The organism is Azospirillum sp. (assembly GCF_035627195.1).
Classification (GTDB): domain Bacteria; phylum Pseudomonadota; class Alphaproteobacteria; order Azospirillales; family Azospirillaceae; genus Azospirillum.
The window spans coordinates 1-11,811 of the sequence record NZ_DASPMG010000076.1; the positions used below are offsets into that span (position 1 = coordinate 1).

An 11,811-nucleotide genomic window follows, 5' to 3' on the forward strand; every position below is an offset into this window, starting at 1 on the left:
GGAGATGATCGGCTCGCCGATCATCGGCCGCAGCACGACGACCTGCAGGATGATGCCGAACAGCATCATGAAGGCCAATGTGATCGGGAAGCCGATCCAGAACGGCAGCTGCCACGAGGTGAGCAGCCACCAGCAGGTCCAGGCACCGATCAGCAGGAACTCGCCCTGCGCGAAGTTCACGATGCGGCTGGCCTTGTAGATGAGCACGAACGACATGGCGACGACGCCGTACAAGGCACCGACGATCAGGCCGTTGACCAGGAGCTGGAGAAACAGGGTCATGGGGTCACTCCTCGTCCGCTCAGGCCGCGGCCGGCTGCGGCGTGCGCGCCTTGCCGGTGGGCAGCAGCTCGACGACCTTCAGGGTCGTGCGGATGCGCTGCTTGGTGCCGTCCTGGAACGTGATGGTGGTGTCGACGTCGATGGCCTTCTGGTCGGTGTAGACCGCGTCGATGATGGTCCCGTACTTCTCGGCGATGACGCCGCGGCGCACCTTGCGGGTGCGGGTCAGCTCGCCGTCGTCGGCGTCCAGTTCCTTGTACAGAAGCAGGAACTTGGTGATGCGCTGGAAGTCCGGCAGCGTGGCGTTGACCTTCTCCACCTCGGCGCGCAGCAGCTCGTACACCTCCGGCTTCGACGCCAGGTCGGAGTAGGTGGTGAACGCGATGCGGTTCTTCTCCGCCCACTTCGACACGATGGGGAAGCGGATGCAGATGATGGCCGCCAGATAGTCGCGCTTGTCGCCCAGGATCACGGCCTCGGCCACGTACGGCGAGAACTTCAGCTTGTTCTCGATGTACTGCGGGCTGAAGCGGTCGCCGCGGGCGGTGGTGGCGATGTCCTTGATGCGGTCGATGATGACCAGATGGCCCTTCTTGTCGAAGAAGCCGGCATCGCCCGTGTGCATCCAGCCGTCGCGCAGGTCGGCGATGGTGGACGCCTCGTTCTTGTAATAGCCCAGGAACATGTTCGGGTGGCGGGTGACGATCTCGCCCACGCCGTTCTGGTCGGCGTCGATGACCTTCACCTCGATGCCGTCGTCGAAGGGCACGCCCACCGTGTCGAAATCCACGTCGTCGCCGCGGTGCACCGTGTAGGCGCCCATCGTCTCCGTCTGGCCGTAGATCTGCTTCAGCGGCACGCCCAGCGCCTGGAAGAACTTGAAGGTGTCGGGACCCAGCGCCGCGCCGCCGGTGGCGGCCGACTTCAGGTTCGAGAACCCCAGCCGGTCGCGCAGCGCGCGGAACAGGATCTGGTCGGCGACCCAGGACCGCTTGCCTTGCGCCTGCGCCTCCAGGCCCAGCTTCATGCCCAGGTCGAACATCTTCTGCTTGAAGGGCGAGGCGTCCATGATGCGGGCGCGCACGTCGGCGGCGATCGCCTCCCACAGGCGGGGTGCAAACAGCACGAAGCTGGGGCCGATCTCGCGGAAGTCGTTCATCATCGTCTCGGCTTCCTCGACGAAGTTGACGCGCATGCGCGACAGCATCGCCATGCCGACGGCGTAGATCTGCTCCATGATCCACGACAGCGGCAGCACCGAGACGTATTCGTCCTGCGGACCCTTCGGATCCACCGACAGGTAGCTGGCGCAGTGGCGCAGCAGGCGGCCCGCCGGCAGCATCGCCAGCTTCGGGTTCGACGTGGTGCCCGAGGTGGTGCACAGCACGGCGACGTCCTCGCCGCTGGTCTGCGCCACCATGCGGTCGTACAGGTCGGGCTGCTGGGCGCGCAGCGCCTCGCCCATGCGCACGAGGTCCGTCGCCTCCATCAGGCGCGGGTCGTGGTATTTGCGCATGCCGCGCGGGTCGGAATAGATGATGTGCTTCAGGGTGGGAAGCCGCTCGGCGAGGTTGAGGAGCTTGTCGACCTGCTCCTCGTCCTCGGCGATCACCACCTTCACGTCGGCGTAGGTGATGAGGTAGGCGACCTCCTCGTCCATGGCGTCGCGGTAGATGCCCAGGCTCATGCCGCCGATGGCGTGCGCCGCCACCTCGCCGATGACCCAGTCCGGACGGTTGTCGCCCAGCAGCGCCACCACGTCGCCCTTGCCGACGCCCAGCTGCGTCAGGCCCAGCGCGAAGGCGCGCACGCGCTCATGGAACTGCGCCCAGGTGAAGGCGCGCCAGATGCCGAAGTCCTTCTCGCGCAGCGCCACCTCGCCGCCGTGGTCGCGGGCGTGCAGCGCCAGCAGCTTGGGCAGCGTGTCGTGCGTCGAGAGATCGGGCAGAGTGAGATTGGTGATCTGTGGGGTGCCGGCCATCACGCGACCTCCTGCGCGGGGGCGGTTTCGCCCTCGTCTTCCTCGCCGAGGTAGGCGGTGCGCACGCGCGGGTCGGCCAGCACCTCCTCCGGCTTGCCCTCGGCGATCTTCTTGCCGAAGTCCAGCACGATGACGCGGTGCGAGATGTCCATCACCACGCCCATGTCGTGCTCGATCATCACCACCGTCATCCCGAACTCCTCGTTCAGGTCGACGATGTAGCGGGCCATGTCCTCCTTCTCTTCGAGGTTCATGCCGGCCATCGGCTCGTCGAGCAGGATGAGGTCGGGCTTCAGCGCCATGGCGCGCGCCAGCTCGACCCGCTTGCGCAGGCCGTAGGACAGCGTGCCGGCGGTCGCCTTGCGGACGTGCTGGATCTCCAGGAAGTCGATGATCTCCTCGACCTCGCGGCGGTGCGCCAGCTCTTCCTTGCGCGCCCCGGTCAGCCAGTACAGCGACCCGGTCAGGAAGTTGTTCTTCAAGAGGTGGTGGCGGCCGACCATGATGTTGTCCAGCACGGTCATGTGCCCGAACAGCGCCAGGTTCTGGAAGGTGCGGCCGATCCCCAGCGACGCCCGGTGGTTGGGCGTCATGTCGGTGATGTCCTGCCCCTTGAAGTAGACGCGGCCGTCGGTGGGCCGGTAGCGGCCGGAGATGCAGTTGACCATCGAGGTCTTGCCCGCACCGTTCGGCCCGATGATCGAGAACAGCTCGCCCTTCTTGATGTGGAAGCTGACGTCCGTCAGCGCCCGCACACCGCCGAAGCGCAGCGAGATGTTGCGTGCCTCGAAGATGGGGGTCTCGTCCCGCGGGGTGCGTTCCTGGTGCGGGACGGGTGGCGCGCCGGGCATTTCCTCCTCCGTTCTTCTCTCGGGCTCGGCTTCGTCGCGAGCCTCGTGTGTGCCGATCGCAAGGTCCACATTGTGGACCGCATGTCTCACGATGTGGACCGCGTTATTGCGGGCAGGGCCAACCATACCTCAGGCTGAAGAGCTGTCACAACAAAAATCGCGTTTGTCAGCGAGTTTGCCGAATGTTAGAGTGACTGAAGTTCCATATGTTGAGACACATGAAGCCGGATATCCAATCGTCGGCGGGCACGGGCGGCACCCAGAGCCTGGAGCGCGCCATCGCCCTCCTCCGCATGGTCGCCGCGGGATCGCCGGATGGCGCGCGGCTGACCGACCTGATGGCCGGAACCGGCCTGTCCAAGGCGACCGTGCACCGCCTGCTGGCGGCCCTCGCCCGCGAAGGCCTGGTCGAGCAGGACGCCGCCAGCCGGCGCTATTTCCTGGGCCCGGACCTCGACGCGCTGGGCCAGGTGGCCGCCGCCCGCCATCGTGGCCTGCCGCTGCCCGGCGCGCCCGTGCCGGCCGTGGACGGCGTGCGCCCGTCGGCCTTCCTGCGCCCGGAATACCAGGGCGATTCGATCGCGCTCGCCACCCTGCTGTGCGACCGGCACGCCCGCGCCAACGGCACCACCGCCGCCCTGCTGCACGAAAGCGTCGCCGGCCAGACGACGGAGCTGAGCTTCGCCCGCCTGTCGCAGGATTCCATGCGGCTGGCCACCGTGCTGGCCGACCTGGGCGTGGGCAAGGGCGACCGCGTCGCCGTGCTTCTGCCCAAGGGGCCGGAACTCCTCATCGCGGCGCTGGCGACGTGGCGGCTGGGGGCCGTCTACATGCCGCTGTTCACCACCTACACCCGCGACGCCATCGCCTTCCGCCTGACCGACAGCCAGACGCGCGCCGTGATCACCAACGGCTCGCTCAGCCGCAAGGTGCCGCGCGACCCGGCCCGGCGCCGCGCCGTCATCATGGTGGAGGGGGACGAGGCGCTGAGCGGCGTTCATCACGACGTCCTGTTCTGGTCGGCGCTGCACGCCGCCGTTCCCCGCGACTCCGTCACCGCCTACGCGGCGGACGACCCCTTCGCGCTGATCTACACCTCGGAGGCCGAGGCGCCGCCCCTGGGCGTGCCCCTGCCCGTCAAGGCGCTGGCGGGAATCGAGCAGTACATGCGCGTCGGCCTCGACCTGCGCGACGACGACATCTACTGGAACATGGCCGATCCCGGCTGGGCCTACGGCGCCTACTACGGCCTGATCGGGCCGCTGCTGCTCGGCCGCACGACCATCTTCTGCGACGGGCCGTACAACGTGCAGCAGGGCTACCGCATGCTGACGAAGTTCGGCGTCACCAACCTGACGGCGGCGCCGTCCCAGGTGCGGGCGTGGCATTCGCGCGGCTCCATTCCCGTGCCGGACAAGCTGGCCCTGCGGTCCATCGCCGTGGTGGGCGAGCCGCTGCCCGACGACCTCATCGAATGGGTGACGCAGACGCTGGGCGTCCCGCTGCTCGACCAGTACGGCCAGCGCGAGACGGGCATCGTCATCGTCAACCGCTATGCACCGGGCACCATGGCAAACCGCCGCGAAGGCTCGCTGGGCCGGCCGATGCCGGGCTACCGGGTCGTCGTGCTCGACCGCGAGGGGCGGGAGGCGCCGGTCGGCGGCGAGGGCGAGATCGCCATCGACACCGCCAACTCCCCGCTCTTCTGGTTCCGGTCCTACGCCAACGACCAGGAGCGCACCGCCCGCCGCTTCCGCCACGGACGGCGCTACTACCTGACCGGCGACTGGGCCGTGCTCGACGCCGACGGCAACGTGCACTACCGCGGCACCGGCTCCGACGCCATCCCGATGCAGCAGGCGGGCTGACGGCCCGGCTGCGTTCAGGCCTGCCCCCGCAGCATCTTCACGATGCCGGAGAAGTCGACGCCCGCGTTGCCCGCGTTGCAGAACAGCGCGTACATCTGCGCGGCCTCCGCCCCCAGCGGCAGCGGCGAGCCGGCGACCTGCCCGGCCTCGACCGCCAGCTTCAGGTCCTTCAGCATCATGCCGGCGGCGAAGCCCGGCACGTAGTCGCGGTTGGCGGGCGAGGTCGGGACCGGACCCGGCACCGGGCAGTAGGAGGTCAGCGACCAGCACTGGCCCGACGACTTCGACGCGATGTCGAACAGCTTCTGCGCGTCCAGGCCCAGCTTCTCGGCCAGCGCGAAGGCCTCCGACACGGCGATCATCGAGATGCCGAGGATCATGTTGTTGCAGATCTTCGCCGCCTGCCCCGTGCCGCTGCCGCCGGCGTGCACGATGGTCTTGCCCATGTTCGCCAGGATCGGCTGGGCGCGCGCGAAGGCCTCGTCGCTGCCGCCGACCATGAAGGTCAGCGTGCCGGCCTCGGCCCCGCCGACACCGCCGGACACCGGCGCGTCCACCATGACGTGGCCGGCCGCGGTCGCCGCTTCGGCCACCGCGCGGGCCGAGGAGACGTCGACGGTGGAGCTGTCGATGAACAGGCTGTTCGGCTTGGCCGCGGCGATGACGCCGCCAGCACCCATGTAGACGTCGCGCACGTGCTGCCCGGCGGGCAGCATGGTGACCACCACGTCGGCCTGCGCCGCGGCCTCGGCCGGCTTGCCGGCCACGGTGGCGCCGGCGTCGCTGGCGGCCTTGCAGGCGGCCTCCGACAGGTCGAACGCGAAGACGGTGTGGCCGGCCTTCAGCAGGTTGCGCATCATCGGCGCACCCATGTTGCCAAGGCCGATAAAGGCGATCGTCGCCATGCGTTATCCTCCCCCGAAAATGTCGTCAGGCGCCCGCTTGTGCGGGCTGTTCGCCGATCAATTGTTCCGCGGCCAGCCGCTGATCAGCTGGCGCGCGATGATCACGCGCATGATCTCGTTGGTGCCTTCCAGGATCTGGTGGACGCGCAGGTCCCGGAAATACCGCTCGATGGGGTATTCCTTGACGTAGCCGTAGCCGCCGTGCAGCTGCAGCGCGTCGTTCACCACGTTGAACCCGGCGTCGGTGGCGAAGCGCTTGGCCATCGCGCACTGCATGGTCGCCTCTGGCGACCCGGCGTCGAGCGAGCTGGCCGCGCGCCACAGCATCAGGCGCGCCGCGTCCAGCTCCGTCGCCATGTCGGCCAGCTTGAACTGCAACCCCTGGAAGCTGTTGATCGGCTGGCCGAACTGCTTGCGGTCGGCGGTGTAGGATACCGCCTGCTCCAGGCAGAAGCGCGCCCCGCCGATGGAGCAGGCGCCGATGTTCAGCCGGCCGCCGTCCAGTCCCTTCATGGCGATCTTGAAGCCCTCGCCCTCCGCGCCGATGCGGTTGGCGACGGGAACGCGGCAGTTGTCGAAGATGACGGCGGAGGTCGGCTGGCTCTTCCAGCCCAGCTTGTGCTCCTGCTTGCCGAACGACAGGCCCGGCGTACCCTTCTCGACCACCAGGCAGGAGATGCCCTTCGGCCCCTCGCCGCCTGTGCGCACCATGCACACGTACACGTCCGACGACCCGCCGCCGGAGATGAACGCCTTGGAGCCGTTCAGCACGTAGTGGTCGCCGTCGCGCTCCGCCTTGGTGCGCAGATTGCCGGCGTCCGACCCGGCGTTCGGCTCGGTCAGGCAGTAGCTGGCGAAGTGCTCCATGGTCGTCAGCCTGGGCAGCCAGCGCTGGCGCTGCTCGTTCGTGCCCCAGGTGTCGATCATCCACGACGCCATGTTGTGGATGGAGATGTAGGCGGCGGTCGAGGGGCAGGCGGCGGCCAGCTCCTCGAAGATGATGGCGGCGTCGACGCGGCCCAGGCCCGACCCGCCCACGTCGTCCTTCACGTAGATGCCGGCGAACCCCAGCTCCGCCGCCTTGCGCAGCGTGTCGACCGGGAACACGGCCTCCTCGTCCCAGCGGGCGGCGTGCGGCGCCATTTCGGCCTGCGCGAAGTCGCGCGCCGTGTCGCGGAACGCCTGCTGATCCTCGGACAGGGTGAAATCCATGCAGCGACCCTCCCGTCGCGGCCGCCGGCCCATGGCCGTGCGGCACCGTTTGCTTGGCCTGACGAGTAGCACGGCGGATACGCGTTGTCCACATTCTGTATACACGAACGCGCCGATTTGTGTTCATATAGGCGCTGCGCCGTGTGCCACAGAGCGCGAAAAAAGGTATGGGAGGGAGCGCGTGACGGACGTATATCGGCCACCCGGGCGGCGGAACGCCGCAGCCGCGGAGCAGGAAAAGGGAAGCGATCCGGTGTCCGACAAGAAGGGTGGTGGCGCCACGCGCGCCGACGAGGTGCGCCGCGCCATCGAGGAGGACATCTTCCTCGGCCGCCTGCGTCCCGGCAGCCGCCTGGACGAGGAAGGGCTGGCCCAGCGCTTCAACATCTCCCGCACGCCGATTCGCGAGGCGATCCTCCAACTGGTCCACGCCGGGCTGGTGGAGAAGCAGCCGCGCCAGGGTGCCGTGGTGGCGCCGCTGAAGCTGCACCGCATGGTGCAGATGTTCGAGGTGATGTCGGAGATCGAGGGGCTGTGCTGCCGCTACGCCGCGCGCCGCATGTCCGACGCGGAAAAGCAGAACCTCCGGCGCATCCACGAGGAATCCAAGGCCTTCATGAAGGCGCGGGAGCTGGACGCCTACTACGCCAAGAACCGCGAGTTCCACGAGGCGATCCAGGCCGGCAGCCACAACGAGCCGCTGCAGGAGATCGCCCACGGCCTGTTCGTGCGCCTCGCCCCCTACCGCCGCTACCAGCTGAACCACCCCTCGCGCGTCCACGACAGCTTCGACGAGCACGACACGGTGGTGCAGGCCATCCTGAACGGCGACCCGGAGGGCGCGTACCAGGCGATGCGCCGCCACGTGACCATCCAGATCGACATCTTCGCCGAGTTCGTGTCGATCATGGGCGGCGCCGGTATACAGTCCTGAGGGCTTGCGTATACAAAGCGCTGGAAAAACGGGGCCGCCGTGTGCTAAGCCCCACAGCAACGAACCTGCGCCATAGGGGGCGCGCCCAGCAAGAACGGCATGGGAGAAAACGACATGGGGGAGGGCGACATGGCCGAAACGGCACAGGCCGACACCGCGGCGGCGGACAGCATCGGGAACATCTTCGACCTTTTCCGGTCCCGCTTCCCCACCGACCGCTCCCGGCCGTTCATCACCACGGATGACGGCAAGGCCGTCACCTACGGCGACCTGGAGAATCTCACCGGCCGCTACGCGCGCCTGCTCGCCGACCTCGGCCTCAAGAAGGGCGACCGCGTCGCCGTGCAGGTGGAGAAGTCCGCCGAGAACATCGTCCTCTACCTCGCCGTGGTGCGCGCCGGCGGTGTCTACCTGCCGCTCAACCCGGCCTACACGAAGGCGGAGGTCGAGTACTTCCTCACCGACGCCGAACCGCACATCTTCGTCTGCAAGCCGGAGACCGAGGCCGCGCTGAAGGACACCGCCGAAAAGGCGAAGGTCGCCCACCTGCTGACGCTGGGCACGAACGGCGACGGCACCCTGCCCGCCCGCGCCGCGTCCTGCGCGCCGGATTTCGACACCGTGCCCTGCGGGCCGGACGACATGGCGGCCATCCTCTACACGTCGGGCACCACCGGGCGCTCCAAGGGCGCCATGATGAGCCACCGGAACCTCGGCTCCAATTCGCTGACGCTGCACACGTATTGGGGCTTCCGCCCCGACGACGTGCTGCTGCACGCGCTGCCGATCTTCCACACGCACGGCCTGTTCGTGGCGACCAACTGCGTGCTGCTGAACGGCACGTCGATGATCTTCCTGCCGAAGTTCGACGCCGATCAGGTCATGCGGCTGCTGCCGAAGGCCACGGTGATGATGGGTGTGCCCACCTTCTACACCCGCCTGCTGGCGCACCCGGGCCTGACCAAAGAGTCGACGGCGCACATGCGCCTGTTCATCTCCGGCTCCGCCCCGCTGCTGGCCGACACGCACAAGGAGTTCTCCGCCCGCACCGGTCAGGCGATCCTGGAGCGTTACGGCATGACCGAGACCGGCATGCTGACCTCCAACCCGCTGAACGGCGACCGCATTCCCGGCACCGTCGGCTTCCCGCTGCCGGAGGTGAGCCTGCGCGTTGTCGATCCGGAGACGGGCAAAACGCTGGGCGCCGATGAGATCGGCGTGATCGAGGTGAAGGGCCCGAACGTCTTCTCCGGCTACTGGCGCATGCCCGAAAAGACCGCGCAGGAGATCAAGCCGGACGGCTTCTTCATCACCGGCGACGTCGGCAAGGTGGACGGCAGGGGCTACGTGCACATCGTCGGCCGCGCCAAGGACCTGATCATCTCCGGCGGCTTCAACGTGTATCCCAAGGAGGTCGAGACGGTGATCGACGCCATCGACGGCGTGGTCGAATCCGCCGTCGTCGGCGTCCCCCACCCCGACTTCGGGGAGGCGGTGACCGCCGTCGTGCTGCGCAAGCCCGGCCTGACCGCGCCCGACGAGGCGGCGGTGATCGCCGTGTGCAAGGAGCAGCTGGCCAACTTCAAGGTGCCCAAGCGCGTCTTCTTCGTGGACGAGATGCCGCGCAACGCCATGGGCAAGGTGCAGAAGAACCTGCTGCGCGACCGCCACGCCGACATCTTCACCGCCGGAAAATAAGAACATGAGCGAACCCACCGTTCTCTTCGAACCCCGCGGCGGCGCGGGCGTCATCACGCTGAACCGGCCGAAGGCGCTGAACGCCCTGACGCTGGATCAGATCCGCCAGATCGACCCGGCGCTGCAGCGCTGGGCCGCCGACCCGTCCGTCGCCACCGTGGTGATCGAGGGGGCCGGCGAGAAGGCGTTCTGCGCCGGCGGCGACATCCGCGCGCTGTACGACGCCGCCTCGGCCGGCGACATCGCCTTCCTCGCCGATTTCTACCGCGAGGAATACCGGCTCAACCGCCGCATCAAGACGTACGCCAAGCCCTACGTGGCGCTGATCGACGGCATCACCATGGGCGGCGGCGTCGGCCTGTCGGTGCACGGCCGCTACCGCGTCGCCACGGAACGCACGCTGTTCGCCATGCCGGAGACCGGCATCGGCTTCTTCCCCGACGTGGGCGGCACCTTCTTCCTGCCGCGCTGCCCGGGCAAGATCGGCCTGTACCTGGGCCTGACCGGCGCGCGGCTGAAGGCGGCCGACATGCTGTACACCGGCATCGCCACGCACCACGTGCCGTCCTCCGCCATCGAGGACCTGAAGGCGGCCTTGGCCGACATCACCGACGCGGCGGACGCCGACCTGCAGGTGCAGGCGGTGCTGGCGCGCTTCCACCAGGACCCCGGCCCGGCACCCCTGGCCGCCAAGCGCACGCTGATCGACCGGCTGTTCGCCGGCGACAGCCTGGACGCCGTGCTCTCCGCCCTTGAGGCCGACCCCGACCCGTGGGCGGCGGAGACGCTGAAGACCATCCGCACGAAGTCGCCCTACGCGCTCGCCGTCACATTCCGCCAGCTGCGCGACGGCGCCGGCCTCGACTTCGATCAGGCGATGGCGCTGGAGTTCACGCTGGGCCTGCACGTCGCCGCCGCACCCGACTTCCGCGAGGGCGTGCGCGCGGTGATCGTCGACAAGGACAACGCGCCCCAGTGGCAGCCGCCCGGCGCCCTGTCGGTGGACGAGGCCTTCGGCCCGCACCCGGCCGGCACGCTTACGTTCGAGTAACCGCCGTTGGGTTTTCGCTGGCGCTCAACCCAACCTACGATGCACCAGTAGGTTGGGTTGAGGCGCAGCCGAAAACCCAACGTCTGAACAAATCAAAGGGAGGGACAGACATGGACATCCGCAATCAGGCCGCCGTCGTCACCGGCGGCGGATCGGGGCTCGGCGCCGCGACGGCGCGGGCACTGGCCGCGGCCGGCGCCAAGGTCACCGTGCTCGACGTCAACGAGGCCGGCGTCAAGGCCACGGCCGAGGCGATCGGCGGCGTCGCCGCCGTGTGCGACGTGACCAACCCGGATTCGGTGCAGGCCGCGCTGAAGGCCGGCGCCGACGCGCACGGTCCGGCGCGCATCTGCGTGAACTGCGCGGGCATCGTCGTCGGCGCCCGCGTCGTCGGCAAGAAGGGACCGATGCCGCTGGAGACCTTCTCCAAGGTCATCACCGTCAACCTGATCGGCACCTTCAACGTCATGCGCCTCGCCGCCGAGGCGATGACCGCGCTGGACCCGATCGGCGAGGACGGCGAGCGCGGCGTGATCGTCAACACCTCCTCCGTCGCCGCGTTCGACGGGCAGATCGGCCAGTGCGCCTACTCCGCCTCCAAGGGCGGTGTGGCGTCGCTGACCCTGCCGGCGGCGCGCGAGCTGGCGCCGCGCGGCGTGCGCGTCATGGCCATAGCACCCGGCCTGTTCGAGACGCCGATGATGGGCGGTATGCCGCCCGAGGTGCACGAGTCGCTGGTCGCCGGCACCCTCTTCCCGCACCGCCTGGGCAAGCCGGAGGAGTACGCCGAGTTCGTGCTGCACATCGTGCAGAACCGCATGCTGAACGGCACCACCGTGCGCCTCGACGGCGCCGTGCGTCTGGCCCCGCAGTAAGGACCCCGCCGCGATGAAGATCCTCGTCCCTGTGAAGCGGGTGGTCGACTACAACGTGAAGATCCGCGTGAAGGCGGACGGCACGGGAGTGGAGACCGCCAACGTCAAGTTCTCGATGAACCCCTTCGACGAGATCGCCGTCGAAGAAGCCGTT

The 11,811-nt window shown here is 68.5% G+C and carries 10 protein-coding genes and 1 pseudogene; 6 read left to right on the forward strand and 5 right to left on the reverse strand.

Features of this window, described 5'->3' with window-relative positions; translation table 11 throughout:
* The 3 genes from VED21_RS06335 to VED21_RS06345 all read right to left on the reverse strand — a co-directional run.
* Window positions 1-282 (reverse strand): ABC transporter permease subunit (locus tag VED21_RS06335; RefSeq protein ID WP_414638157.1); only part of this gene is annotated, 282 nt, incomplete at its 3' end.
* A gap of 19 nt (window positions 283-301) precedes the next feature.
* Window positions 302-2,263: a long-chain fatty acid--CoA ligase gene (locus VED21_RS06340; protein ID WP_324881480.1), complete on the reverse strand. Its 1,962-nt coding sequence runs from the start codon at window positions 2,261-2,263 to the stop codon at window positions 302-304.
* A complete protein-coding gene (locus VED21_RS06345) occupies window positions 2,263-3,114 on the reverse strand; it encodes an ABC transporter ATP-binding protein (RefSeq protein WP_324881481.1) in 852 nt (283 codons plus the stop codon). Before VED21_RS06345 ends, VED21_RS06340 begins: the two co-directional genes overlap by 1 nt.
* Window positions 3,115-3,332: 218 nt before the next feature.
* Between VED21_RS06345 and VED21_RS06350 the strand changes: the two genes are divergently transcribed.
* Window positions 3,333-4,982, forward strand: a complete 1,650-nt coding sequence (locus VED21_RS06350; protein WP_324881482.1) for an AMP-binding protein — start codon at window positions 3,333-3,335, stop codon at window positions 4,980-4,982.
* Window positions 4,983-4,996: 14 nt separating this feature from the next.
* Here the strand turns inward: VED21_RS06350 and mmsB are convergent, their stop codons facing one another.
* The gene (gene mmsB / locus VED21_RS06355) at window positions 4,997-5,887 is read right to left on the reverse strand and encodes a 3-hydroxyisobutyrate dehydrogenase (protein WP_324881483.1); all 891 of its coding nucleotides are present in this window, start codon (window positions 5,885-5,887) and stop codon (window positions 4,997-4,999) included.
* 57 nt (window positions 5,888-5,944) lie between these two features.
* Window positions 5,945-7,099 (reverse strand): isobutyryl-CoA dehydrogenase, encoded by a 1,155-nt coding sequence (locus VED21_RS06360; RefSeq protein ID WP_324881484.1) that lies wholly within the window; start codon window positions 7,097-7,099, stop codon window positions 5,945-5,947.
* Between the two features lie 253 nt (window positions 7,100-7,352).
* Here VED21_RS06360 and VED21_RS06365 point away from each other — a divergent pair, with 253 nt between their 5' ends.
* From VED21_RS06365 to VED21_RS06385, 5 genes and pseudogenes are all read left to right on the forward strand, one after another.
* Window positions 7,353-8,033 carry a GntR family transcriptional regulator gene (locus VED21_RS06365; RefSeq protein WP_324881485.1) on the forward strand — a complete coding sequence of 227 codons (681 nt, stop codon included), beginning with the start codon at window positions 7,353-7,355 and terminating at the stop codon, window positions 8,031-8,033.
* Window positions 8,034-8,162: 129 nt separating this feature from the next.
* On the forward strand, window positions 8,163-9,731 hold the full coding sequence (locus tag VED21_RS06370) for a malonyl-CoA synthase (RefSeq protein ID WP_324881486.1): 1,569 nt from the start codon (window positions 8,163-8,165) through the stop codon (window positions 9,729-9,731).
* 4 nt (window positions 9,732-9,735) lie between these two features.
* Window positions 9,736-10,782, forward strand: a complete 1,047-nt coding sequence (locus VED21_RS06375; protein ID WP_324881487.1) for an enoyl-CoA hydratase/isomerase family protein — start codon at window positions 9,736-9,738, stop codon at window positions 10,780-10,782.
* Window positions 10,783-10,892: 110 nt separating this feature from the next.
* On the forward strand, window positions 10,893-11,657 hold the full coding sequence (locus tag VED21_RS06380; protein ID WP_324881488.1) for an SDR family NAD(P)-dependent oxidoreductase: 765 nt from the start codon (window positions 10,893-10,895) through the stop codon (window positions 11,655-11,657).
* A gap of 13 nt (window positions 11,658-11,670) precedes the next feature.
* Window positions 11,671-11,811 (forward strand): annotated as a pseudogene (locus VED21_RS06385) (electron transfer flavoprotein subunit beta/FixA family protein); the annotation flags it as partial.